Below are 23,194 nucleotides of genomic sequence, written 5' to 3' on the forward strand. Positions count from 1 at the left end.
ACCCACTTGGAGGTAACCGCAATGCCTGACGTAGACTTCAAAACGCTTGATGTAGACCTGATTTTCGTCGCAAACCGCCTGGGCTTGCCCGCAGGCGTCAGCGTGACGCTCAACCTGGCTGACGTTTCCCGGGCGGACGCCCCGGCCATCTCGCTGGCGCAGCAGACCCTGCTCGCCGGTCGCGCGATCAGCTTCAACTTTCAGTTGCGCTACGACAGTCGCATGGTGGATGAGCGCAGTACCTATGCCTTGCAGGCGCGCATCGAACACGAAGGCAAGCTCATCCTCATCAACACCGTGGCTTACCACGTCACGCTCGATGGCACCCAGGACAAGGTAACCATGAAACTGGAACCGGTCCGTTAATGCCCTGCGACACAGTGCCCGCAGAGCAGTCCTGACTGGAAAAATCCGTTAAAGTCCGTAAGGTTGGCCACCCGCCAAGCTTACGGACTACGGAGACTCCATGAAAAAACTCTTCCTGCTGTGTTGCGCCTCCCTGCTCGCAGCCTGTTCCACGCCTGCGCCAAGTGGCAAAGCCAGCCTCGATGGCGAAGTCTTCTACCTGCAACGCATGGCCCTGCCACCCGCCGCGACCCTCAGCGTCGCCCTGCAGGACGTCTCGCTGATGGACGCCCCGGCGGTAACCCTGGCCAGCCAGAGCGGCCCGGTCAAAGGCAATGTTCCGCTGCCGTTTCATTTGAGCTACGACCCGGCCCAGGTCAAGCCCGGCCACCGCTATGCGATCAGTGCGCGAATCGAACTGGACGGCAAGCTGCTGTTCATCAACACCGAACACCACGGCGTACAGCTTGATGGCAACCAGCCGCAACCACTGCGGATCAAAGTCGATGCCGTTCGTTGATTGATTGTTTTTCCTGCGCATAAGGATGCTGCCATGTTCCGCCCCGCTCTAACCTTCACCGGCCTGTGCGCCGGTCTGCTGCTGTCGGCCAGTGCCCTGGCGCTGTCACTGGGCGACCTTTCGCAAAAAGATGCCTCCACCGGCCTTAAGGACGCTCTGACCCAGGGCGCCCAGGTAGCGGTCAAACAACTGGGAACCCCCGGTGGTTTCAGCAGTAACCCGGATGTGCGTATCGAACTGCCGGGCAACCTTGGCAAAGTGGCCAAGAAGATGAAGGCCTTCGGCATGGGGGCTCAGGTCGAGCAACTGGAAGCCAGCATGAACCAGGCCGCCGAGGCCGCCGTGCCGCAAGCCCAGGCGCTGTTGGTCGATGCCGTGAAGAAAATGACCGTGGACGATGCCAAGGGCATCCTCAGCGGTGGTAACGACTCGGCTACCCAGTACCTGAGCAAGACCAGCCGCGAGCAGATCCGCGCCAAGTTCCTGCCGATCGTCAAGAACGCCACCGACCAGGTCGGCCTGGCCCAGCAGTACAACACTTTCGCCGGTCAGGCGGCGACCTTGGGTGTGTTGGATGCCAAGAATGCCAACGTCGAGGGCTACGTAACCGAGCAGGCGCTCAACGGCCTGTTCGAGATGATCGCCAAGCAGGAAGAAAGCATTCGCCAGAACCCTGCGGCAGCGGCGACCAGCATGGCCAAGAAGGTATTTGGAGTGCTTTAAAGGCATCGCGGGTCAAGCCCGCTCCCACAGACCATTGTGGGAGCGGGCTTGACCCGCGATGAGGCCCTCAGGCCTTCTTCACCCTGAACCACGCCGCATACAAGGCCGGCAGGAACAACAGCGTCAACGCCGTCGCCACGATCAAACCGCCCATGATCGCCACCGCCATCGGCCCGAAGAACACGCTGCGAGACAGCGGGATCATCGCCAGCACCGCCGCCAGGGCGGTCAGCACGATCGGCCGGAAGCGCCGTACCGTCGCCTCGATAATCGCCTGCCAGCGGTCAAGGCCCGCGGCGATGTCCTGTTCGATCTGATCGACCAGGATCACCGAGTTGCGCATGATCATCCCCGACAGGGCAATGGTCCCGAGCATGGCGACAAAGCCGAACGGCTGGCGGAACACCAGCAGGAACAGGGTCACCCCGATCAGCCCCAGGGGCGCAGTCAGGAACACCATCACTGTGCGCGAGAAACTGCGCAACTGCAGCATCAACAAGGTCAGCACCACCACGATGAACAGCGGCACCCCGGCGTTCACCGACTTTTGTCCGCGGGTGGAGTCTTCCACCGTGCCACCGACTTCCAGCAGGTAGCCATCGGGCAGCTCGGCGCGAACCGGGTCCAGGGTCGGCAGGATCTGCTTGACCAGGCTAACCGGCTGCTCCTTGCCGTAGATGTCGGCCCGCACCGTGACATTGGGCAGGCGGTTGCGGTGCCAGATGATGCCTTCCTCGAAGCCGTACTCCAGGGTCGCCACCTGCGACAGGGCCACGCTGCGACCATTGTCGGTGGGCACCGCCAGGCTCGGCAGGTTGGCAAGCTCGGTGCGCTCCTGCTGGGTACCGCGCAGGAGGATCTCGATCAGCTCGTTGTCTTCTCGGAACTGGCTGACCGAGGAGCCGGTCAGCGAACTTTGCAGGAACCTGGCCAGGTTGGCGGTGCTCACCCCCAAGGCGCGGGCGCGGTCCTGGTCGATGTTCAGGTAGACCACCTTGCTCGGTTCTTCCCAGTCCAGGTGCACGTTGACCACATGGGGGTTCTCGCGCACCTTGGCCGCCACCTTGCGCGCCAGGGCACGCACTTGCTCGATGTGCTCGCCGGTCACGCGAAACTGCACCGGGTACCCCACGGGCGGACCGTTCTCCAGGCGCGTGACCCGCGAGCGCAGGTCGGGGAACTGTTCGTCTAGGGTGCTGATCAACCAGCTGCGCAGGGCTTCACGTTCCTCGATGGTCTTGGCCAGGACCACGAACTGGGCGAAGCTGGCCGCCGGCAGTTGCTGGTCCAGCGGCAGGTAGAAGCGCGGCGAACCGGTGCCGACATAGGCCACGTAGTTGTCGATCCCGGCACGCTCCTTGAGCATCGCTTCCAGGCGTTGTACCTGCTCGGTGGTATTGCTCAGCGACGCCCCTTCGGCCAGTTTCAGGTCGACCATCAGCTCCAGCCGCCCGGAAGCCGGGAAGAACTGCTGGGGCACGAAACGGAACAACAGGATGCTGCCGACAAACAGCGCAATGGTTGCCACGATCACCGTCTTGCGCCGTTCCACGCACCAGCCTACCAGGCGTCGGACCCGCTGATAGAAGGGGGTGCCGTAAGGGTCCGGGCCACCGTCGGCAGTACCGTGCTTGGCCGCATGCAGTTTGGCCAGGTCCGGCAGCAGGCGCTCGCCCAGGTAGGGGACAAAGACCACGGCGGCGATCCAGGAGGCGATCAAGGCAATGGTCACCACCTGGAAGATCGAGCGGGTGTACTCGCCAGTGCCGGATTGCGCAGTGGCAATCGGCAGGAAGCCTGCGGCGGTGATCAGGGTGCCGGTGAGCATCGGGAAGGCCGTGCTGGTCCAGGCATAGCTGGCAGCCTTGAGGCGGTCGAAGCCCTGCTCCATCTTGATCGCCATCATCTCGACAGCAATGATCGCATCGTCCACCAGCAAGCCCAGGGCCAACACCAACGCACCCAGGGAGATCTTGTGCAGGCCGATTCCCAGGTAGTACATGGTGGCGAAGGTCATGGCCAGCACCAGCGGGATGGCCAGGGCCACCACCAGGCCGGTGCGCATCCCCAAGGAGAAGAAACTCACCACCAGGACGATCGCCAGCGCCTCGACCAGCACCTTGACGAACTCGCCGACACCGGTCTTCACCGCTGCCGGCTGGTCGGAGACCTTGCGCAGCTCCATACCGGCCGGCAGGTTGTGGGCGATGCGGGCGAACTCGATTTCCAGGGCCTTGCCCAGCACCAGGATATCGCCGCCGGGCTTCATCGACACGGCAAGGCCAATGGCGTCTTCACCCATGAAACGCATGCGCGGTGCGGGTGGGTCGTTGAAGCCACGGCGCACCTGCGCCACATCGCCGATCCGGAAAGTGCGATCGCCCACCCGGATCGGGAACTGTTCAATCTGCTCGACCGTATCGAAACGCCCGCTCACCCGCAGTTGCAGGCGTTCGCTGGGGGTCTCGAAGAAGCCGGCGGTGCTGACCGCGTTCTGCTCCTCAAGGGCCTGCTGCACGGCGGCCAGCGGCAGGCCGAGGGTCGCCAGCTTGAGGTTGGACAGCTCGATCCAGATCTTCTCGTCCTGCAGGCCCAGCAGCTCGACCTTGCCCACGTCCTTGACCCGTTGCAGCTGGATCTGCACCCGGTCGGCATAGTCCTTGAGCACGGCATAGTCGAAGCCTTCGCCGGTCAGCGCGTAGATGTTGCCGAAGGTAGTACCGAACTCGTCGTTGAAGAACGGCCCCTGGATGCCGGGCGGCAGGCTGTGGCGGATGTCGGCGACCTTCTTGCGGATCTGGTACCACAGCTCGGGGATATCGGCCGAATGCATGGAATCGCGGGCCATGAAGGTGACCTGGGACTCACCGGGGCGCGAGAAGGACACGATCTTCTCGTACTCGCCGGTCTCCATGAGCTTCTTTTCAATGCGCTCGGTGACCTGGCGCGAGACTTCCTCGGCACTGGCCCCCGGCCAGTTGGTGCGGATCACCATGGCCTTGAAGGTGAATGGCGGGTCTTCGCTCTGCCCCAGTTTGGTGTAGGACAAGGCGCCGACCACCGCCAAGAGAATCATCAAGAACAGTACGATCTGCCGATTGCGCAGTGCCCAGGCGGAAAGGTTGAAACCCATCGGGACTTACTCCTTGTTAGCCGCCAGATTCACCACGCGATTGGAACGATCCACCGGACGCACCTGTTGCCCCTCCTGAAGCACATGCACGCCGGCCGCCACTACCCAGTCCGAGGCATTGAGGCCTTCGAGCACCGGAACGCTGCTTTCGCCATAGGCGCCCACCCGCACCGGTACACGTTTGAGGGTGTTGTTGGCATCCACGCGCCAGACGTAGGTCTGGCCGTTCTCCGCGGTCAGCGCCGACAATGGCACCGACAGCGGCACCTGCTGGGCATGCTGGATATACACCCGCGCGCTCTGGCCCAGCTCTGCCGGCACCTTGCCGGCGCTGAAGGCAATGCGTGCGGCGAAGGTGCGTGAACGTGGATCGGCCGAAGGCGACAGCTCGCGGATGCGGCCGCTGAAGCGCTCATCCGGTTGCGACCAGAGCTCCACCGACACCGGCTGACCGACCTTGAAGCGACCGAACTGCTGCTCCGGCAGGCCGATCAGCACCTCACGCTCGCCATCGGCGGCCAGGGTGAACACGGTCTGCCCGGCGGACACCACCTGCCCCACTTCCACCTGGCGCTTGGCGATCACGCCGTCCTGGGAGGCCCGCAGCACTGCGTATTCGGCCTGGTTACCGGCCACGTCGAATTCGGCGCGCACCTGCTTTAGCCGGGCCTGGCCTGCGCGATAGAGGTTTTCGGCATTGTCGAATTGAGAACGGCTGACCATCTGCCGGTCGAGCAGGGTCTTGTAGCGATCGCGTTCGGCCTTGACCAGGGTCAGGTTGGCCTCGGCGGCGGCCAGTTGGGCGCGGCTGGCCTCCAGCTGCAAGCGCACGTCCTGCGGGTCCAGCTCGGCCAGCGGCTGCTCGGCCTTGACCCGCTGCCCTTCTTCGACCAGTCGCTTGCTGACCTTGCCGCCGATGCGAAACGCCAGCTCCGGCTCGAAGCGCGCACGCACCTCGCCCGGGTAGCTGTCGGCAGCGGCACTGGCCGGCTGCGGTTGCACCACCATGGCAGGACGCAGGGACGTCTGCGGCACACTCTCCTGCCCGCAGGCAGACAGCAGCGCGGCAAGGGCGATGGGCAGGGCGAGGGGCAAGGCATGGCGCAACATGATGAATGACCTTTCGCGAGTGGCGCTTGGAATATTTATACTCGCGGGTATATTAAATCAGGGAGCCAGACCGGGGAAGCGTCGGCCCAAGAGAAAAAACGTATTAACACGCCGCCCTTATGTCGATAACTGCCAGCCCGGAACGGGCCGGCGATGTACCATGTGCACCAACTGGAACCTGTACACGTCCCCATGCCCAACGATCTCACCGCTCCCACCGGCCCAGGCCGGCCCAAAGACCTGGCCAAGCGCCAGGCCATTCTCGAGGCGGCCAAGCAGCTGTTTCTTACCCTTGGCTATGCCAGCACCAGCATGGATGCGGTCGCGACAGCGGCAGGTGTTTCAAAACTGACGGTCTACAGCCATTTCACCGACAAGGAGACACTGTTCTCCTCGGCGGTGATGGCGACCTGCAAGGCGCAGTTGCCCGAACTGATTTTCGAATTGCCCGAAGGCGTGGCACTGGAGTCGGTGCTGCTGAACATCGGCCGGGGCTTCCAGGCACTGATCAGCAGTGACGAGTCGGTCAACCTGCACCGCCTGATCATCGCCCTGGGCAACCAGGACCCGACGTTCAGCCAGTTCTTCTTCGAGGCAGGCCCCTTGCGCGTGCTGCGCGAGATGGAGGCCTTGCTGCGCACCGTCGATCAGCGCGGCCTGCTGCGCATCGACAAACCCGACCACGCCGCCGAGCACTTCTTCTGCCTGCTCAAGGGCGCGGCGAACTTCCGTCTGTTGCTCGGCTGCGCCCCGCCGCTGGACGAACAAGCCGCCGAAGCCCATGTGCAGGAAGTGGTGGCGCTGTTCATGCGCGCCTACCAGCCGTAGGCTTTGTTCGAAAAGTCGCCGAGCGGCGATCAGGCAAGGCGAAAACAGGCGAGGAAGCGGAGTTGACTGGCTGTCAATGAGCATTCCGAGCCTGTTTTCAACGCAGCCTGATCGTCGCGTAGGCACTTGTCGAACAAAGCCCTAAGGTTTGAGCGCTTTTTTCGGGTAGATATCGTAGCGGCTCGACTTGCCTTCCAGGCTGTGGCTGGGCTTTGGCCCGTCGATGATCGGCGCCTTGCGCGGGCGCTTGACCACCACCCGGTGGCTGGCCAGCGCCAGGGCCGCTTCCAGCAAGGCCGGTGCGTCCAGGTCGTCGCCCACCAGCGGGCGAAACACGCGCATTTCCTTTTTCACCAGGGCGCTCTTGTCGCGATGCGGGAACATCGGGTCGAGGTAGATCACCTGGGGCGGCTCGCCCTGCCAGTTGCGCATCCGTTCGATGGCATTGCCGGCAAGCAGTTGCATGCGCGCGACGATGGGCCCAACCTCGGCATCGCCGGCGGCCCGGGCCAGGCCGTCCTGGAGCAACGCGGCAACCAGTGGCTGGCGCTCGATCAGGGTCATCTGGCAGCCAAGGCTCGCCAGCACGAAAGCATCCTTGCCCAGACCGGCCGTGGCGTCGAGCACTTGCGGGCGCACGCCCTGGGCGATGCCCACGGCCTTGGCGATCATCTGCCCGCTGCCCCCGCCGTACACACGCCGGTGCGCCGCCGCACCCTCGACAAAGTCGACCCGCACAGGTCCCGGCGCCTGCGGCCCGAGCTGCTGGATCTGCAGGCCATCGACGCCCACCTGCACGGCAAACCCGGCCGTGTCGTCTTCCAGAGGCAGGTCCAGGCGCCGTGCCCATTCTTCGGCTTGCGCCTGATACTCGGCCGTCAGCGCCTCGACCCGGATACCGCCGTCCGCCTGTTGCTCCACCTTCACATCCTGTACTCAAAAAAATTAAATGATCGTCGGCCGCGGCCGATATACGCAGTATTCGCTATTTTGCCAGACCGGGACGGCCTGCGACTGCCATGACCGACATTCTTCAGCTCAGCTCAGGCTATTTATCGCCCGTTGGCAATTATGGCCGGCACAACACCCAGGCATTGGGCGGCGTCAGCCACCTGTGGCAGGATTTCTTTGCCCGTGCCCTGGCCGAGCAGCAAGCTGAAGGCAGTGAACCGGGCAGCCTCTCCCCCACCCCCGTCGACCAGGCCACCGGCGAGCCTGTTGGTGGCAGCCAGGTCCTGGCGCACATTCACAGCCAGCGCCTGTGCAATGTCCAGGACACCGAGATCGCCCCGCCTGAGCCGCTGTTCCTGCCGATTGCCGAGCTCGAGCCGCAGCTGCTGGAAAAACTCGCCCCGCCCTTCAGCGACGTCGAACTGATCGAGCAACAGCGCCAACTGGACATCAGCAACAGCTGGGTACGCCCGGTGGTCATGAGCCAGGGTCATCCGCTGCCCGAGCCGGGCCCGGGCCCCGAGCCCAAGCCCCTGCATCTGCCGATCGCCGAGTTCGAGATGGATTTGCTGGACAAGGCGCCCGAGCCGTTCGACGCCCCTACCCTGGTGGCCCAGCAATCGGCCCTGGACTTCGATTCCCGCTGGGCCCGCCCGGTGGTGCTGAACAACGTGCGTATCGCCGCCTGAGTTCCTGCGACGGCCAATGCCGCCTCAACGCCGGAACAGTTGGTTCAACTGATCGAATGAGAGCGCCTGTTCGCCATAGCTGAAACTGCCCTGGCGCATGATTTCCTCAGCGCCCCTAAAAAACGCGCCATAGGCTGCGCGGGCCAGTGACGAGCCGACGCTGATGCGCCTTACACCCAGGTCTTGCAACTGGTTGACACTCAAGTCCACGCCAGACATGCCCATCAACACGTTCACAGGTTTGGGCGCCACGGCCTGGACCACGGCGCGAATTTCCTGCGCAGTCCGCAAACCCGGCGCATACAGGACATCGGCGCCGGCTTCGGCAAAGGCCTGCAGGCGGGCAATGGTGTCATCCAGGTCCTGGCGACCATGCAGCAGGTTTTCCGCCCGGGCGCAGAGCACGAAGGGAAACCCCAGGCTGCGGGCGGCAGCCACCGCAGCTTCGACGCGCGCCACGGCGTGATGGAAGCTGTAGATCGGCTCCTCGGGGTTGCCGCTGGCATCTTCGATGGAACCGCCCACAAGGCCCGCCTGCGCAGCCTGCACAATGGCCTCGGCGCAGCCCTCGGGGTCATCGCTGAACCCGTTTTCCAGGTCAGCCGCCACCGGCAAGGGCGTGGCATCGACAATGGCGTGGGCGTTGTCCAGTGTTTCGGCCAGGGTCATCGCCCCTTCGGCATCCGGTCGTCCCAGCGAGAAGGCAAGACCGGCACTGGTGGTGGCCAGGGCCTCGAAACCCAGGCTCGCCAGCAGCTTGGCAGAACCCGCATCCCAGGGGTTGGGAATGACGAAGGCAGTGTCACGCTCATGCAGGGCTTTGAAGGCTTCGGCACGCAGGGTTTGCACATCCATGATCACGACTCCCAGGCAGGCGGCAAGACGCGTTCAGAGCAGGCCGAGCTGTTCGGCCTCAGGCGTCCTGTCCAGTTCAGGCAAGGCCGCAAGTCCGGGCAGGCGCTCCATCAGTCCACGATGAAAGCGCTGGGCCAGGGCTGCGGCCAGACGATTGTCGGCAGTATGCAGGAAAACATAGGGGCTTCGCCCTTCCTCGATCCAGGCAGCCACCTTGTCCAGCCATGGCAGTAGAAAGGATTCGTTGGCCTGCAGTTCCGGGTGGCCGATGAAGCGCACCTGCGGGTGCTGGCTGAAGGCTGCCGGGCGCGGCGGTACCCGGGGCTTCTTCGACTGGGCATGCAGCACACCCGGCTCGCGCGACGTGCAACTGAACAAGGCACGCGGGTCCAGGCAGATGCGTTCGATGCCACGATCGAGCAGCAGCCGGTTGAGCAGCCGCTCTTCATCGCCGCGGGCAAAGAAGGCGTCGTTGCGCACCTCCACGGCGATGGGCACATCGAGTTCGTCGAGAAAGGTCACCAGTTCCCCCAGCCGCGCCGGCCCGAAGCTTGCCGGCAACTGCAGCCAGTAAGGGGCTACGCGCGCGCCCAGGGGCTTGAGCAATTCGATGAAGGTCTGCGCTGCTGTCAGTTGCCCGCGAAGGTCACCGCCATGACTGATGTCACCGGGAAACTTGGCGGTGAAGCGAAAGTGCGCGGGCATGATCTGGGCCCAGCGTTCGAGGGTCGCCGGAGCCGGGCGGGCATAGAAGGTGGTGTTGCCTTCAACGGCATTGAAGACCTGGCTGTAGAGGCCGAGAAAATCGCCGCTTTTGGCGTCTGCGGGGTACAGGTACTCGCGCCAGGCGTTTTCACTCCAGGACGGGCAACCGAGAAAATAAGGCAGTGTGGACAGACTCATCCATCAAATGTACAGGTCCAGCCCCAGCACTTCCATCTCCCAGTCGACGAACCCCGAGGTGGTCAGGTAGCTGGCCAGGGCCTGGGCGGTGCGCTTGTCGCGGGCCCGGGGGAAGATCATGTCCTGCTGGCGGGCCGGCAAACCGGCGCTGCGCGCCTGGCCGGTGCTGGCCTGGGACTGCACTTCGTATTCGCCCGGCAGGTCCTCGTCCACGTCATCGTTACGTACCGGCGCCTTGCGCGGGGCTCGCTTGATCGGATAGGACTGTGAGGAAAAACCGTCGATACGCATGGCGATCTATCTCAGGGGGTCTGATGGCAATTTAGCAGCACCAGTGATCCTTCGCTAATGCCCGACTGATAACTGGACCACAGATCGGGCAAAAGGTTTTATTTGGCCTGGGAATAACCGACGAATTGCACTCAGCGGGCTTTTGGCGTCGCCACGTTGTCGCGCAGGTAGACCGGCTGGGCGAGGTCGGCGGCAATCGCCTCGCCCCGCTGCCAGGCGAAGGTGGCCAGGGTCAGCAGGTCCTGGGCATGGGGCAGCAGGGTTACATCCTGGCCGCTCGGGGTGACGCCGATGCGCTCGGCATAGCCCCAGCCGGTACCCGCACCGAACCACTCGCCGCGGGCATCGGCAGGCAGCTGCGCCCGCTCGGGCGGTAGCACCGCTTCATCGCCTACCAGGCGCATTTCCCCGGCCACGGCCTGGTAGCAGCCCCAGTACACCTCGTCCATGCGGGCATCGATGGCCGCAGCCACCTGCGAAACGCCCCGCTCGCGCATGGCCCGCTGGGCCAGCACCGCCAGGTCGGATACCGGCAGCACCGGACGCTCCAGGGCGAAGGCCAGGCCCTGGACCACGCCAATGGCGATGCGCACGCCAGTGAAGGCGCCTGGGCCACGGCCGAAGGCAATGGCATCGACCGCCGACAGCGTGGTGCCGGCGTCGACCAGCAATTGCTGGATCATCGGCAGCAGCTTTTGTGCATGCAGGCGCGGGATCACCTCGTAATGGCTGGAAACCTTGCCGTCATGCAGCAAGGCAACGGAGCAGGCTTCAGTGGCGGTATCCAGGGCCAGCAAGGTGGTCATCGGTGTATCCAGGCAAATGAAAAAAGAGCGGCATTATAAACAACAACGGCCCGCAAGCGGGCCGTTGTCTGCACAAGGGGTACTGATCAGCTCAGGGCAGCCAGGACCTTGGCAGTGATGGCTTCGACCGAGCCGACGCCTTCGATGCGGCTGTACTTCGGCGAACCGCCATTGGCAGCCGACAGCTTCTGGTAGAAGTCGACCAGTGGCTTGGTCTGGGTGTGGTAGACCGACAGGCGATGACGCACGGTCTCTTCCTTGTCGTCATCACGCTGGATCAGGTCTTCGCCGGTGGCGTCGTCCTTGCCTTCGACCTTCGGCGGGTTGTACTGGATGTGGTAGGTACGGCCCGAAGCCAGGTGCACACGGCGACCGGCCATACGGCCAACGATCTCTTCGTCGTCGACGGCGATCTCGACCACGGCGTCGATGTCGACACCCGCAGCCACCATGGCCTCAGCCTGTGGAATGGTGCGTGGGAAACCGTCGAACAGGCAGCCGTTGGCGCAGTCGGGCTGGGCGATGCGTTCCTTGACCAGGCTGATGATCAGCTCGTCCGAGACCAGCTGGCCGGCATCCATGACCTTTTTCAGTTCCAGGCCCAGCGGGGTGCCGGCCTTGACTGCGGCGCGCAGCATGTCGCCGGTGGAGATCTGTGGAATACCGAATTTTTCGGTGATGAACTGTGCCTGAGTACCTTTACCGGCCCCGGGAGCTCCCAGCAGAATTACGCGCATCTTGTGCTCCTCATTTTTGTAAGCAAATCAATGGAGTCGGCGCAGAGGGCCAAGTCCGCAATTGGGTCATGACCACAAATTGGTCAAAAGGCTGCTCAAGATACACAGCGCTTTAATGCCACACAAGCGGTCGAAAGTCGGAAAAAACCCCATACATCGACTCCGCCAGGCACAGGTTGCGCCCAGCGCAACCTGTTGCTTTGCAAGCAATCTTGCCTGCCTCACAGCAAGACCGGGCTGTAGCAACCACGGCTCAACCGGTGTTGCGCAAACCTGCCGCGATACCCGCCACGGTAACCAGCAACGCCTGCTCCAGCGGGCTGTCCAGAGCGGCCTCACGGCCCCGGGAGCGGGCCAGCAACTCGGCCTGCAATAGATGCAGCGGGTCCAGGTAGGTGTTGCGCAAGCGGATGAATTCCAGGGTCTCAGGGCTATGTGCCAGTAGCACCGGCTGCCCGGTCAGGCCCAATACCACCCGGCACGCCTGCGACAATAGGTCGCGCAAATGTGCACCCAAAGGTCGCAGTTCTGGTTGCACCAGACGTTCGTCGTAGGAACGGGCGATATCGGCATCCGCCTTGGCCAGGACCATCTCCAGCATGTCGATGCGGGTGCGGAAGAACGGCCACTGCTCGCGCATCTGCGCCAACAAGTCACCCTGCCCACGGGCCAGGGCGTTGTTCAGTGCCGCTTCCCAGCCCAGCCAGGCGGGTAGCATCAGGCGGGTCTGGGTCCAGCCGAAGATCCACGGAATCGCCCGCAGGCTTTCGATACCGCCGGCGCGGCGCTTGGCCGGTCTGCTGCCCAGCGGAAGGCGCCCCAGTTCCTGTTCCGGGGTGGACTGGCGGAAGTACTCGACGAACTCGGGATTGTCGCGCACCACCCCACGGTAGGCCTTGACCCCGTCGGCGGCCAGTTGGTCCATCAGTTCGCGCCAGGCCGGTTGCGGCGGTGGTGGCGGCAACAGGGTCGCTTCGAGCACGGCGGCCAGGTACAGGTTGAGGTTCTGCTCGGCGATGTCCGGCAGGCCGAACTTGAAGCGAATCATCTCGCCCTGCTCGGTGGTACGGAAGCGCCCGGCCACCGAACCTGGCGGCTGCGACAGGATTGCCGCATGGGCCGGTCCGCCACCGCGCCCGACAGTGCCACCACGGCCGTGGAACAGCAGCAGTTCGACCTGCTGCTCATGGCAGATGCGCACCAGCGTCTCCTGCGCCCGGTACTGCGCCCAGGCCGCGGCCGTGGTGCCGGCATCCTTGGCCGAGTCGGAATAGCCGATCATCACTTCCTGCGGGCCATGCAGGCCACTGCGGTAGCCCGGCAGGCCCAGCAGGCGCTCCATCACTGGGCCGGCGTTGTCGAGGTCGGCCAGGGTTTCGAACAGCGGCACCACACGCATCGGCCGCAGTACGCCGGCCTCCTTGAGCAGCAGTTGCACAGCCAGCACGTCGGATGCGGCGCCGGCCATGGAGATCACATAGGAACCCAGCGAGGCCGCCGGTGCAGCGGCGATCTCACGGCAGGTGGCGAGCACTTCAGCGGTGTCGGCCTGGGGCTTGAAGTGGCCCGGCAGCAGCGGCCGTCGGCTGGCGAGTTCCTGCTGGAGGAAGGCGATGCGCGCCTCTTCGTCCCAGTCGGCATAGCGTCCCAGGCCCAGGTAATCGGTAATTTCACTCAGGGCTGCCGTGTGCCGCGCAGCGTCCTGGCGTACGTCCAGGCGCACCAGGAACAGGCCGAAGGTCACCGCCCGGCGCAGGCAGTCGAGCAACGGCCCGTCAGCGATCACACCCATGCCACAGGCGTGCAGCGAGTCAAAGCACAACTGCAATGGCTCGAACAGCTCCTGGTTGTCCTGCAGTACCAGCGGCGAAGGTGCTTGTGGCGTGCTCAGGGAGCTCTGCGCCCAGGCGCGGGTTTCGCGCAGGCGGTCACGCAACTGCTTGAGCAACGTCCGGTAAGGCTCGGCCGAGTCGCCCACCCTGGCCCTCAGGGCGTCGCTGGCCTGCTGCATGGACAGCTCGGCGGCCAGGGAATCGATATCGCGCAGGAACAGGTCGGCCGCCATCCAGCGCGCCAGCAGCAGGACCTCGCGGGTCACCGCGGCGGTGACATTGGGGTTGCCGTCGCGATCGCCCCCCATCCAGGACGCGAAGCGGATCGGCGCGGCCTCCAGCGGCAGGCGCAGGCCGGTGGCCTCATGCAGGGCCTTGTCGACCTTGCGCAGGTGATGGGGAATGGCATGCCAGAGCGAATGCTCGATCACCGCAAAGCCCCATTTGGCTTCGTCCACCGGAGTCGGCCGGGTACGGCGGATTTCCTCGGTGTGCCAGGCTTCGGCAATCAGCCGCTGCAGCCGACTGCGGATCTGCTCGCGCTCGGCCGGAATCAGGTCGCGGTGATCCTGGGCGGCCAGTTGCGCAGCGATAGCATCGTACTTCTGGATCAGTGTGCGGCGCGCCACTTCGGTGGGATGCGCGGTCAGCACCAGTTCGATGTTCAGCTTGCCCAGCTGGCGCGCCAGGGCATCTTCACTATGCCCGGCAGCCTTGAGCCGCGCCAGCAGCTCGGGCAACACCCGGGCCTCGAAGGGTTCGGGCTGGCCGACATCACGACGGCGGATCAACTGGTACTGCTCGGCAATGTTGGCCAGGTTGAGAAACTGGTTGAAGGCCCTGGCCACCGGCAGCAATTCGTCTTCGGCAAGGTCATCCAGGGTCGAACTCAACTGCTCGGCACTGCCACTGCGGTCGGCCTTGGCGCTGCGGCGAATGGCCTCGATCTTCTGCAGGAACGCCTCGCCGTACTGCTCACGTACGGTATCGCCCAACAACTCGCCCAACAGATGAACATCTTCACGCAAGCGCACATCGATATCAGTCATCAGCCTTGTCTCCGGCATTCCTGGAAAACCGCTCTAGGACCAGAGTGCCCCACTACCGGTGGTGCTTTCAAGGCAGACGAAAGGCTGCGCAGTGGCTACGCTGAATATTGATACCCAGGTCTTTACGAGGTCATCATGAAAATCCGCGAGCTTGCCCGGCATTGGGAACGCAACGCCAAGGGTCGCCTGAGCCCCACCGGTCATGTCCTGCATCTGGATGTGGAATCGGCGGCGCGCCTGGCTGCACTGGCCGAGATGTACCCCAAGCGCCGGCCTGAAGAACTGCTCGGTGAGCTGCTGGGAGCGGCCCTGGAGGAGCTGGAAGCAAGCTTCCCTTACGTCAAGGGCCAGCAGGTGATAGCAACCGACGAGGAAGGTGATCCGCTGTACGAAGACATCGGCCCGACCCCGCGCTTCCTGGCGCTGTCGCGCCGTTACCTGCAGGCCATGGACAGTCGCAAGGACGAGTCGACGCATTGATCCTGTGGGAGCAGGCGTAGCCTGCGATCGACTGCGCAGCAGTCGTACGCCTGGGCCAACTGCAATGGATTGACGGCCCCATCGCCGGCGATGCCGGCTCCCACAGAGGTATGCGGTGGCCGCAGTTACTCCTGGATTTCTTGCGGGGTTTCCTGGCCCAGGCAGCGCACCGCCTGTTTCTTGTTGTTCACCAGCACGCCGGTCAGGCCCTTTTGCGCGGTATCGAACATCACCAGCACGCCATCGACACACTGGGCCACCTGGGTAGCTGGCTGCAGGGAGATCTTGTAGTCCTCCCCGGGGATGGTCTTGAGCATGGTGAAGTCCGACAGCAACAAGGCATCCTCGGGCTTGGCGAAATGCAGGTAGCCGTAGTACCACAGGGCACCCACCGTGCCGATGATGCTGCAGACTCCAGTGATGATCAGGGGAATCGCGTTACGTTCTTCACTCATTGTGACGTCTCGTCAGGGTAATTGGGGACTTCGGCCAGACGCCGCAATCCATTGAAATGTTCGGGGTCATCGAGAAAGCGCAGCATCACCTGGCGCCAGGTCTTGTCGGAAAAGGTCTGCACATGGCCGCCACGGGTAAGCTGCAACACCTTCGGCGGTGGTGCCGCCTGGTACAACCGGATGCCGTTGGCCAGCGGTACGATCGGGTCATCGATGCTGTGAAAGAACAGCTTGGGCGGCGCCTTGAGCTGCGCAATCGAATGAATCGCGCTGTCGCCATCGGGTACCAGCCAGGACAGGGGCACCTGCAAGGGCCAGGTCACCCAGGAATTGCTCAAGGCAAAGCGCCCGACCTGGCGGTAGCTGGCCGGCACGCCGTCGAACACCATGGCCTTGAAGCGCCGGGCCTGTTGTGGATGCTCGGCCAGGTAATGAATGGCCATGGCACCGCCCAGGCTCTGCCCCAGCAACACTTGCGGCTTGCCCTGTACCTCAGGGGCCCGCTCCAGCCAGTCAAGGGCGGCGGCGATGTCCTGGTAAACCTGTGGCAAGGCCGGCTTGCCCTGGGACAGCCCGTACCCCCGGTAATCCAGCAACAGTACCTGATAGCCCTGCTCGGGCAACCACCAGCTCCCTCCCAGGTGCCAGGCCAGGTTGCCGCCGTTGCCATGCAGGTGCAGCACCGTGCCCTTGACCTCGACGCCGGCCTTGGCCGGCAACCACCAGCCGTGCAGGCGGGTACCGTCGGCCGCCGTCAGGTTGACATCGCGGTACTGCAGCTTGGCCTTCTGCGGGGTGAATGGCTGGCCGGGCTCGGGATAGAACAGCAGCGAACTGCAGCCGCCCAGACTCAGCAACACCAGCAGCAGGCCCAGCCACCTGCGCCTTGCTTCAGAGAATGTTCGAATAGTCGGCTTCAATCCGGTCCAGGCTCAGGTGGTTGAGGAAGTTGGAGAAACACATCCAGGCCGACAACGCGTTGAGGTCGCGAAACTGTTCCGGCAAGTACTTGGGCGGTTCCACCAGGCCTTCATCGACCAGTTGGCGCAGGGTGCGCATGTCCTCAAGGGTGGTCTTGCCGCAGAACAGCAAGGGGATCTGTTCGAGCTTGCCCTTGCGCACGGCCAACTGAATATAGTTGTAAACCATGATGAAGCCCTTGAGGTAGGACAAGTCCTTGGTAAATGGCAGTCCATTGGGCACCGAGCCGCGGAACACCCGGCTCGCGTTGCCGTAGCTTTCCGGCATGCCAAAGCCCTGGGCGCGGAAGAACTCGTAGATCTGCATGAAATCGGCGCCCTCCTCGACCATATGGATGGCCCGGGTGCGGTTGGTCAGCTTGCGCAGGCGGCTGGGGTAGGAGGCAAAGGCGATCACTTCCATGAGGATCGCCAGGCCTTCCTGGGTCACGGTCGACGAGGGCGGGCCCTTGGCCAGGAAGGTGCAGATCGGCTGGTTCAGGCCGTTGAGGGTGGTGCCCACGTGCACCAGCCCTTCATGGACTTCCAGGGCGCGCACGTCGCGGCTGTTGAACATGGCGTCGCTGCGGATCTTGATGTAGTCGGCGCCGGCAGCGGCATCGGCGACGATACCGTCGGACTCGAACACGCGGATGGTGTCCTCGGCCTCGTTGAACACCTTGTTCAGGCGTCGCTGGAGCATCTCCACGGCCTGCTTGGCGGTGAGGTCCTTCGGTTCGTCCTTGAGGTCGCCGCGACCATCGATGTTGTTCAGGTAATCCGAGAGCATCAGCCCCAGGTCTGCCAGGGTCGGATCGCCAGCATGGAACGCATCGGAGGCGGCGCCGTACAGTTCCTGGGAGATCAGGCCGAAATCCTCGGTGCCACGCGCCTCGAGCATGCGCACCACCATGCGATATTCCTTGCACATGCGCCGCATGATCTGCCCGACCGGGTTGAACTGGCCCAGCTGGCGGGTGATGTCGCGCTCGATGTTCTGGAACTCCAGCTTCACCGCGCTGGAATCGAACGACAACGGCCGCGCCTGGTAATAGGCGCGATCCACCGCCGGCATCTCCCTGCCCTTGGCCTTGAGAAAACCCTGGCGGATGCTGTCGTCCCACTTCACCGCATCGAGCACGCGAATGGGCGTTTGCGCCAGGACAATGCGATCAGACAGGGCACGTATCGTCTGCTGGTACTCGTCCACCCTACACTCCTTGAATCGTCTGTATTACTTGCCGGCCCGCTGGAACCGCGCCTCTTCAATGAACAGGTCGGAGTTGGCCGGATCGTCCAGGTAGGCCATGAAGCGCTCCACCGGACTGTCGATCAGCACGCCCTCGCCGTTGTCTTGCGGCACATCATACGTACGGCCGCTGAGCTCTTTCTTCTCTACGGCCTGCTTGACCTGTTCGACGTCGAGGTTGTAGACCACCAGTTCGTTGCCGTCGATGACATCGAACCCGCCGATCAGGAAGTTGCCGCCCAGGCGCTTGGGCACGCCGGCCGAGAGGTACCAGCGATTGCCATGCCGCGACACGGTGAAGGCGTATTCATCGCGCTTCTTGTCCTTACCGATGGCCACGGCCTTGTAGGCATTGCCGCCGATGCGGCTGATCTCCAGCTTCAGCGGCTCGCCCCAGGCGTCCTTGCTGGTCCATTTGCCGAGCAAGGCCTTGGGCGCCGCCTCGTTGGCCGGGATCGGCTCATTGAAGGTCACCAGACAACCGCCAAGCAGCAGGAACGACAGCGCCAACAGCAGACTTCTGGCTTTCATCGGGTTCTCCTTGAAATAGGGCCGCGCCTCACGCGGCGGCCAGCACCAGATGCAGGTACCGGGTAAGGATAGCGAGCATCTGCGCAGGCGCCTCGACACGTGAGCCGTCGAGCAGGCCCTGATATTCCATCTGCTCGATAATCGCCGTCAACACCAGCGCATCCTGCTGCGGCTGGCGCGAGCCCACGACCTGGAGCATCTGGCAGGCGCCGCGCAACAAAATCTGCTCGTGCAGCCTGACCAGTTCGGCCAGTCGCGGACACAGCAGTGCCTCCTGGCGAAAGGCCTGCTCTGCCATCAGGAAATCACGGCGATTGTGCAACTGGCGCTGCACATAATCGGCAGTCATCTTCGCCACCTCATCGGCCAGGTGCGCCCTGCTCTGCGGGCTGCCGTCTCCCTGAGCGAGCAACTGGCGCAGCACGACTTCGGCGCTTTCCCACAGTTTGGCCATGTAGGCAGCACTTCGTTCCACGTACTGGGCGAAGGTATCGGTGAGCAGGTCTTCGATGTCCTTGAAATAGTAGGTGGTCGCCGACAGCGGCACTCCGGCCTCGGCCGCCACCGCGCGGTGACGCACGCCTCGCACGCCGTCGCGCACGACAATGCGCATGGCCGCGTCGAGGATGTCCTGGCGGCGCTGCTCGCTACCCTGGCGACTGGCCTTGCGGCCCTGGTATTGCACACTTTCCGCGACGGCCGTGGCTACGCCCGCCGCACCTTGTTGAGCCATTGCAGGAGTCACTGCGGGTCTCCCCCCGGTTGGAGCCGTTGAAAATTATCGACAGACAAGAAAAAGCCGCCTCGAAAGGCGGCTTGTTCAGGACACTCAGGCCTGCGGGCGCATGTGCGGGAACAGGATCACGTCGCGGATCGACGGCGAGTTGGTCAGCAGCATCACCAGACGGTCGATACCGATGCCCTCACCGGCGGTTGGCGGCATGCCGTATTCCAGGGCGCGGACGAAGTCGGCATCGTAGTGCATGGCTTCGTCGTCACCGGCGTCCTTCTCGGCCACCTGGGCCATGAAGCGCTCGGCCTGGTCTTCGGCATCGTTGAGCTCGGAGTAGGCGTTGGCGATCTCGCGGCCACCGATGAACAGCTCGAAACGGTCGGTGACGTTCGGGTTCTCGTCGTTGCGACGGGCCAGCGGCGAGACTTCGAACGGGTACTGGGTGATGAAGTGCGGCTGCTCCAGCTTGTGCTCGACCAGCTCTTCGAAAATCATGACCTGCAGCTTGCCCAGGCCTTCGTGACCGAGCACCTTGGCACCGGCTTTCTTGGCGATCTCGCGGGCCTTGTCGAGGTCATTGAGGTCGGCAGCGGTGATCTCAGGGTTGTACTTGAGGATCGAGTCGAACACCGACAGGCGCACGAACGGCTCGCCGAAGTGGAACACCTTGTCGCCGTACGGCACATCGGTAGTCCCCAGTACAAGCTGCGCCAGTTCGCGGAACAGCTCCTCGGTCAGGTCCATGTTGTCTTCATAGTCGGCGTGGGCCTGGTAGAACTCGAGCATGGTGAACTCGGGGTTGTGCCGGGTCGAAACGCCTTCGTTACGGAAGTTGCGGTTGATTTCGAAGACTTTCTCGAAGCCACCGACCACCAGACGCTTGAGGTACAGCTCCGGGGCGATACGCAGGAACATCTGCATGTCCAGCGCATTGTGGTGGGTTTCGAACGGCTTGGCCGCGGCACCACCTGGGATGGTCTGCAGCATCGGCGTTTCCACTTCGAGGAAGTCGCGCGCCATCAGGAAGTTGCGGATGTGGGCGATGACCTGCGAACGAACGCGGAAGGTGTGACGGGTTTCCTCGTTGACCATCAGGTCGACGTAGCGCTGGCGATAACGCTGTTCGGTGTCGGTCAGGCCGTGGTGCTTGTCCGGCAGCGGGCGCAGCGACTTGGTCAGCAGGCGCACGCTGGTCATCTCGACGTACAGGTCACCCTTGCCGGAACGGGCCAGGGTACCTTCGGCGGCGATGATGTCGCCCAGGTCCCAGGTCTTGACCGCGGCCAGGGTTTCTTCGGGCAGGGTCTTGCGGTTGACGTAGACCTGGATGCGACCGGTCATGTCCTGGATCACCATGAACGAGCCACGGTTGAGCATGATGCGGCCGGCAACCTTGACCGGAATCGCTGCAGCTTCCAGCTCTTCCTTGGTCTTGTCGACATATTGCTTCTGCAGGTCGTTGCAGTAGCTGTCACGGCGGAAGTCGTTGGGGAAGGCATTACCCTTGGCGCGCTCGGCAGCAAGCTTTTCCTTGCGCAGGGCGATCAGGGTGTTTTCTTCCTGTTGCAGGTCTTGCGGGTCGAGATTGAGGTCGCTCATGTCGTCATTCTTTCCATCAGGTGTTCGTTGCCCTTGTCGGGCAGGGCACGCGATACGGGCCGATGGCCTCGTATCGCGGCGGTGGTGTGCGGTTTACAGCCCCTGCTTGAGGCTCGCTTCCAGGTACTGGTCGAGGTCACCGTCCAGGACTTTCTGGCAGTCGCTGCGCTCAACGCCGGTGCGCAGGTCCTTGATGCGAGAGTCATCGAGAACATACGAGCGGATCTGGTGGCCCCAGCCGATGTCCGACTTGCTGTCTTCCAGCGCCTGCGAAGCAGCGTTGCGCTTCTGCATTTCCAGCTCGTACAACTTGGCCCGCAGCATTTTCATGGCGGTGTCCTTGTTGGCGTGCTGGGAGCGTTCGTTCTGGCAAGCCACCACGGTGTTGGTCGGCACGTGGGTGATACGTACCGCCGAGTCGGTGGTGTTCACGTGCTGGCCACCGGCGCCGGAGGAGCGATAGGTGTCGATGCGCAGGTCGGCCGGGTTGATCTCGATCTCGACCTTGTCGTCGATCTCGGGCGAGACGAACACCGCCGAGAACGAGGTATGGCGACGGGCGCCGGAGTCGAACGGGCTCTTGCGCACCAGGCGGTGCACGCCGATTTCGGTGCGCAGCCAGCCGAAGGCGTACTCGCCCTTGATATGCACGGTGGCGCCCTTGATACCGGCGACTTCACCTTCGGACAACTCGATGATGGTGGCATCGAAGCCACGCTTGTCGGCCCAGCGCAGGTACATGCGCAGCAGGATGTTGGCCCAGTCCTGTGCTTCGGTGCCGCCGGAGCCGGCCTGGATGTCCAGGTAGGCGTTGTTCATGTCCATCTCGCCGCTGAACATGCGACGGAATTCGAGCTTGGCCAGGGACTCTTCCAGGCCCTCCAGCTCGCTCACGACGTCGCCGACGGCGTTTTCGTCATTCTCCTCGACGGCCATGTCGAGCAGGTCCGTGCAGTCGGCCAGGCCGCCGGACAGCTTGTCCAGGGTCTCGACGACCTGCGCCAGCAGGGAACGCTCGCGCCCCAACCCCTGGGCATACTCGGGCTTGTTCCAGACCGCAGGGTCTTCCAGCTCGCGGTTGACTTCGATCAGACGCTCATGCTTTTGATCGTAGTCAAAGATACCCCCGAATAGATTCGGAACGCTCGGTGAGGTCCTTGATGGTGTTAAGAATCGGTTGGATTTCCATGGTCGGGAAGCTCTCGTGCGTATTCTGTAGAAAAGCCGGAGAGTATAACCGAGTCTGAAAGCCGACGGCAGCCCGTCGGGCGGCTTGGGACCACTTGTGGCTCATCGCTGGCTTCGCCAGCTCCCACAGGGTTGCAGAGCACTCACGGGCCATGGAACCTGTGGGAGCCGGCACAGCCGGCGAAGGGGTCGCCGCTCACTCCACCCTGACCTGGTTGCGACCGTTGTGCTTGGCCAGGTACAGGCCCTTGTCCGCTGCCGAGATCAGTTGCCGGCAGTTGCTACCCATGGCCGGTGTGTGGGTAGCCAGGCCAATGCTGACGGTCAGGCTGGAGTCGGCTTCGGGCATGTTGTGGGCGATGTTCATTGCCGCCACCGACTGGCGCAGTTTTTCTGCCACCAGGCGGGCACCACCCGGCGATGTGTTGGGCAGCACCAGGGCGAACTCCTCGCCGCCATAGCGCGCCGGCAGGTCGCTGGGGCGTGCGCAGGAGCCGCGGATGGCATCGGCCACCTTGCGCAGCGCCTCGTCACCGGCCAGGTGGCCGAAGGTGTCGTTATACGACTTGAAATAGTCGACATCGATCATCAGCAGCGACAGCTGGGCCTGCTCGCGCATGGCCCGGCGCCATTCCAGCTCCAGGTATTCGTCGAAATGGCGGCGGTTGGACAGCCCGGTGAGGCCGTCGGAGTTCATCAGCCGCTGCAGCACCAAATTGGTGTCGAGCAGTTGCTGCTGGCTGACGCGCAAGGCGCGATAGGCCTCGTCGCGCTGCAGCAGGGTCAGGTAGGAGCGCGAGTGGTAGCGAATGCGCGCCACCAGTTCGATGTTGTCCGGCAGCTTGACCAGGTAGTCGTTGGCACCGGCGGCAAAGGCCGCGCTTTTGACCAGCGGATCTTCCTTGGTCGACAGGACGATGATCGGGATGTCCTGGGTGGCCGGGTTGTTGCGGTACTCGCGCACCAGGGTCAGGCCGTCCAGGCCGGGCATGATCAGGTCCTGGAGGATCACCGTGGGCTTGATCCGCACAGCCTGGGCCACCGCCTGGTGCGGGTCGGCGCAGAAGTGGAAGTCGATGTTCTCTTCGTGAGCCAGGCCACGGCGCACCGCCTCGCCGATCATGGCCTGATCGTCGACCAGCAGGACCATGGCCGAATTTTCATTCATGGTCGGGAAACCGTCGAGCGGTAAGTCATTCATGCGCTGTCACCTGGTCACTGCCGGCGG

Annotated in this window: 23 protein-coding genes; 6 read left to right on the top strand and 17 right to left on the bottom strand. The window is 63.6% G+C overall.

The annotated features are described in order from the left end of the window. Positions 1-21 precede the first annotated feature (21 nt). The 3 genes from ACIQUS_RS04585 (at position 22) to ACIQUS_RS04595 (ending at position 1,588) form a co-directional block, all read left to right on the top strand. Positions 22-366: a YbaY family lipoprotein gene (locus tag ACIQUS_RS04585; RefSeq protein WP_403043453.1), complete on the top strand. Its 345-nt coding sequence runs from the start codon at positions 22-24 to the stop codon at positions 364-366. 100 nt (positions 367-466) lie between these two features. Next, positions 467-865: a YbaY family lipoprotein gene (locus ACIQUS_RS04590; protein WP_403043455.1), complete on the top strand. Its 399-nt coding sequence runs from the start codon at positions 467-469 to the stop codon at positions 863-865. Between the two features lie 33 nt (positions 866-898). Then, positions 899-1,588: a DUF4197 domain-containing protein gene (locus ACIQUS_RS04595; RefSeq protein WP_403043458.1), complete on the top strand. Its 690-nt coding sequence runs from the start codon at positions 899-901 to the stop codon at positions 1,586-1,588. Positions 1,589-1,655: 67 nt separating this feature from the next. On the opposite strand, the gene ACIQUS_RS04600 is transcribed toward ACIQUS_RS04595, so the two are convergent. Next, on the bottom strand, positions 1,656-4,721 hold the full coding sequence (locus tag ACIQUS_RS04600) for an efflux RND transporter permease subunit (RefSeq protein ID WP_403043461.1): 3,066 nt from the start codon (positions 4,719-4,721) through the stop codon (positions 1,656-1,658). Positions 4,722-4,727: 6 nt separating this feature from the next. Next, on the bottom strand, positions 4,728-5,831 hold the full coding sequence (locus ACIQUS_RS04605; RefSeq protein ID WP_403043463.1) for an efflux RND transporter periplasmic adaptor subunit: 1,104 nt from the start codon (positions 5,829-5,831) through the stop codon (positions 4,728-4,730). Between the two features lie 192 nt (positions 5,832-6,023). Between ACIQUS_RS04605 and ACIQUS_RS04610 the strand changes: the two genes are divergently transcribed. Further along, on the top strand, positions 6,024-6,659 hold the full coding sequence (locus tag ACIQUS_RS04610; RefSeq protein ID WP_403043465.1) for a TetR/AcrR family transcriptional regulator: 636 nt from the start codon (positions 6,024-6,026) through the stop codon (positions 6,657-6,659). 141 nt (positions 6,660-6,800) lie between these two features. Here the strand turns inward: ACIQUS_RS04610 and ACIQUS_RS04615 are convergent, their stop codons facing one another. Next, complete coding sequence (locus tag ACIQUS_RS04615; RefSeq protein ID WP_403043467.1) at positions 6,801-7,580, bottom strand: class I SAM-dependent methyltransferase; 780 nt, start codon at positions 7,578-7,580, stop codon at positions 6,801-6,803. A gap of 98 nt (positions 7,581-7,678) precedes the next feature. Here ACIQUS_RS04615 and ACIQUS_RS04620 point away from each other — a divergent pair, with 98 nt between their 5' ends. Beyond that, a complete protein-coding gene (locus ACIQUS_RS04620) occupies positions 7,679-8,299 on the top strand; it encodes an energy transducer TonB (RefSeq protein ID WP_403043469.1) in 621 nt (206 codons plus the stop codon). 24 nt (positions 8,300-8,323) lie between these two features. Here the strand turns inward: ACIQUS_RS04620 and ACIQUS_RS04625 are convergent, their stop codons facing one another. From ACIQUS_RS04625 to ppc, 6 genes are all read right to left on the bottom strand, one after another. Continuing rightward, positions 8,324-9,154: an oxaloacetate decarboxylase gene (locus tag ACIQUS_RS04625; protein ID WP_403043472.1), complete on the bottom strand. Its 831-nt coding sequence runs from the start codon at positions 9,152-9,154 to the stop codon at positions 8,324-8,326. A 33-nt stretch (positions 9,155-9,187) separates the two neighbouring features. Next, positions 9,188-10,057 (bottom strand): DUF72 domain-containing protein, encoded by an 870-nt coding sequence (locus ACIQUS_RS04630; protein WP_403043474.1) that lies wholly within the window; start codon positions 10,055-10,057, stop codon positions 9,188-9,190. Between the two features lie 3 nt (positions 10,058-10,060). Continuing rightward, positions 10,061-10,348, bottom strand: a complete 288-nt coding sequence (locus ACIQUS_RS04635) for a hypothetical protein (protein WP_403043476.1) — start codon at positions 10,346-10,348, stop codon at positions 10,061-10,063. 131 nt (positions 10,349-10,479) lie between these two features. Continuing rightward, positions 10,480-11,154: a tRNA (adenosine(37)-N6)-threonylcarbamoyltransferase complex dimerization subunit type 1 TsaB gene (gene tsaB / locus ACIQUS_RS04640; RefSeq protein WP_403043478.1), complete on the bottom strand. Its 675-nt coding sequence runs from the start codon at positions 11,152-11,154 to the stop codon at positions 10,480-10,482. Positions 11,155-11,240: 86 nt separating this feature from the next. Next, positions 11,241-11,891: an adenylate kinase gene (gene adk, locus ACIQUS_RS04645; RefSeq protein ID WP_403043481.1), complete on the bottom strand. Its 651-nt coding sequence runs from the start codon at positions 11,889-11,891 to the stop codon at positions 11,241-11,243. Between the two features lie 253 nt (positions 11,892-12,144). Further along, complete coding sequence (ppc, locus tag ACIQUS_RS04650) at positions 12,145-14,772, bottom strand: phosphoenolpyruvate carboxylase (protein ID WP_403043483.1); 2,628 nt, start codon at positions 14,770-14,772, stop codon at positions 12,145-12,147. Positions 14,773-14,907: 135 nt separating this feature from the next. Here ppc and ACIQUS_RS04655 point away from each other — a divergent pair, with 135 nt between their 5' ends. After that, positions 14,908-15,252 carry a pilin assembly protein gene (locus ACIQUS_RS04655; protein WP_403043486.1) on the top strand — a complete coding sequence of 115 codons (345 nt, stop codon included), beginning with the start codon at positions 14,908-14,910 and terminating at the stop codon, positions 15,250-15,252. A 125-nt stretch (positions 15,253-15,377) separates the two neighbouring features. Here the strand turns inward: ACIQUS_RS04655 and ACIQUS_RS04660 are convergent, their stop codons facing one another. From ACIQUS_RS04660 to ACIQUS_RS04695, 8 genes are all read right to left on the bottom strand, one after another. Continuing rightward, positions 15,378-15,707 carry a hypothetical protein gene (locus tag ACIQUS_RS04660; RefSeq protein ID WP_403043488.1) on the bottom strand — a complete coding sequence of 110 codons (330 nt, stop codon included), beginning with the start codon at positions 15,705-15,707 and terminating at the stop codon, positions 15,378-15,380. Beyond that, positions 15,704-16,627 (bottom strand): alpha/beta hydrolase, encoded by a 924-nt coding sequence (locus ACIQUS_RS04665; RefSeq protein ID WP_403043491.1) that lies wholly within the window; start codon positions 16,625-16,627, stop codon positions 15,704-15,706. The genes ACIQUS_RS04660 and ACIQUS_RS04665 overlap by 4 nt, the downstream gene beginning before the upstream one ends. Then, entirely contained in the window at positions 16,599-17,876 is a 1,278-nt protein-coding gene (locus ACIQUS_RS04670) for a flavohemoglobin expression-modulating QEGLA motif protein (protein WP_403043494.1), read from the bottom strand. Before ACIQUS_RS04670 ends, ACIQUS_RS04665 begins: the two co-directional genes overlap by 29 nt. Before the next feature lie 24 nt (positions 17,877-17,900). Then, entirely contained in the window at positions 17,901-18,446 is a 546-nt protein-coding gene (locus tag ACIQUS_RS04675; RefSeq protein WP_403043497.1) for a hypothetical protein, read from the bottom strand. A gap of 28 nt (positions 18,447-18,474) precedes the next feature. Further along, positions 18,475-19,179, bottom strand: a complete 705-nt coding sequence (locus ACIQUS_RS04680) for a TetR/AcrR family transcriptional regulator (protein WP_403043500.1) — start codon at positions 19,177-19,179, stop codon at positions 18,475-18,477. Between the two features lie 96 nt (positions 19,180-19,275). Next, positions 19,276-20,778 carry a lysine--tRNA ligase gene (gene lysS / locus ACIQUS_RS04685; RefSeq protein WP_403043502.1) on the bottom strand — a complete coding sequence of 501 codons (1,503 nt, stop codon included), beginning with the start codon at positions 20,776-20,778 and terminating at the stop codon, positions 19,276-19,278. Positions 20,779-20,871: 93 nt separating this feature from the next. Continuing rightward, positions 20,872-21,967, bottom strand: a protein-coding gene (gene prfB, locus ACIQUS_RS04690) for a peptide chain release factor 2 (protein WP_403043505.1) whose coding sequence is annotated in 2 segments (ribosomal slippage) — positions 20,872-21,894 and positions 21,896-21,967 — 1,095 coding nt in all. Because the reading frame shifts where the segments join, the coding sequence is not laid out codon by codon here. Between the two features lie 195 nt (positions 21,968-22,162). Next, positions 22,163-23,167 (bottom strand): diguanylate cyclase, encoded by a 1,005-nt coding sequence (locus ACIQUS_RS04695; RefSeq protein ID WP_403043508.1) that lies wholly within the window; start codon positions 23,165-23,167, stop codon positions 22,163-22,165. Positions 23,168-23,194 lie beyond the last annotated feature (27 nt).

The organism is Pseudomonas sp. NPDC090755 (assembly GCF_044769005.1).
Lineage (GTDB): Bacteria > Pseudomonadota > Gammaproteobacteria > Pseudomonadales > Pseudomonadaceae > Aquipseudomonas.

What these genes read in the sequence shown, in the direction of transcription:
- ppc (WP_403043483.1), bottom strand. Translation starts at nt 14,772, where the DNA reads ATGACTGATATCGATGTGCGCTTGCGTGAAGATGTTCATCTGTTGGGC.
- ACIQUS_RS04630 (WP_403043474.1), bottom strand. Translation starts at nt 10,057, where the DNA reads ATGAGTCTGTCCACACTGCCTTATTTTCTCGGTTGCCCGTCCTGGAGT.
- ACIQUS_RS04610 (WP_403043465.1), top strand. Translation starts at nt 6,024, where the DNA reads ATGCCCAACGATCTCACCGCTCCCACCGGCCCAGGCCGGCCCAAAGAC.
- adk (WP_403043481.1), bottom strand. Translation starts at nt 11,891, where the DNA reads ATGCGCGTAATTCTGCTGGGAGCTCCCGGGGCCGGTAAAGGTACTCAG.
- ACIQUS_RS04660 (WP_403043488.1), bottom strand. Translation starts at nt 15,707, where the DNA reads ATGAGTGAAGAACGTAACGCGATTCCCCTGATCATCACTGGAGTCTGC.
- ACIQUS_RS04655 (WP_403043486.1), top strand. Translation starts at nt 14,908, where the DNA reads ATGAAAATCCGCGAGCTTGCCCGGCATTGGGAACGCAACGCCAAGGGT.
- ACIQUS_RS04605 (WP_403043463.1), bottom strand. Translation starts at nt 5,831, where the DNA reads ATGTTGCGCCATGCCTTGCCCCTCGCCCTGCCCATCGCCCTTGCCGCG.
- ACIQUS_RS04625 (WP_403043472.1), bottom strand. Translation starts at nt 9,154, where the DNA reads ATGGATGTGCAAACCCTGCGTGCCGAAGCCTTCAAAGCCCTGCATGAG.
- ACIQUS_RS04680 (WP_403043500.1), bottom strand. Translation starts at nt 19,179, where the DNA reads ATGGCTCAACAAGGTGCGGCGGGCGTAGCCACGGCCGTCGCGGAAAGT.
- ACIQUS_RS04595 (WP_403043458.1), top strand. Translation starts at nt 899, where the DNA reads ATGTTCCGCCCCGCTCTAACCTTCACCGGCCTGTGCGCCGGTCTGCTG.
- ACIQUS_RS04635 (WP_403043476.1), bottom strand. Translation starts at nt 10,348, where the DNA reads ATGCGTATCGACGGTTTTTCCTCACAGTCCTATCCGATCAAGCGAGCC.
- lysS (WP_403043502.1), bottom strand. Translation starts at nt 20,778, where the DNA reads ATGAGCGACCTCAATCTCGACCCGCAAGACCTGCAACAGGAAGAAAAC.
- ACIQUS_RS04675 (WP_403043497.1), bottom strand. Translation starts at nt 18,446, where the DNA reads ATGAAAGCCAGAAGTCTGCTGTTGGCGCTGTCGTTCCTGCTGCTTGGC.
- ACIQUS_RS04695 (WP_403043508.1), bottom strand. Translation starts at nt 23,167, where the DNA reads ATGAATGACTTACCGCTCGACGGTTTCCCGACCATGAATGAAAATTCG.
- ACIQUS_RS04585 (WP_403043453.1), top strand. Translation starts at nt 22, where the DNA reads ATGCCTGACGTAGACTTCAAAACGCTTGATGTAGACCTGATTTTCGTC.
- ACIQUS_RS04590 (WP_403043455.1), top strand. Translation starts at nt 467, where the DNA reads ATGAAAAAACTCTTCCTGCTGTGTTGCGCCTCCCTGCTCGCAGCCTGT.
- ACIQUS_RS04620 (WP_403043469.1), top strand. Translation starts at nt 7,679, where the DNA reads ATGACCGACATTCTTCAGCTCAGCTCAGGCTATTTATCGCCCGTTGGC.
- tsaB (WP_403043478.1), bottom strand. Translation starts at nt 11,154, where the DNA reads ATGACCACCTTGCTGGCCCTGGATACCGCCACTGAAGCCTGCTCCGTT.
- ACIQUS_RS04600 (WP_403043461.1), bottom strand. Translation starts at nt 4,721, where the DNA reads ATGGGTTTCAACCTTTCCGCCTGGGCACTGCGCAATCGGCAGATCGTA.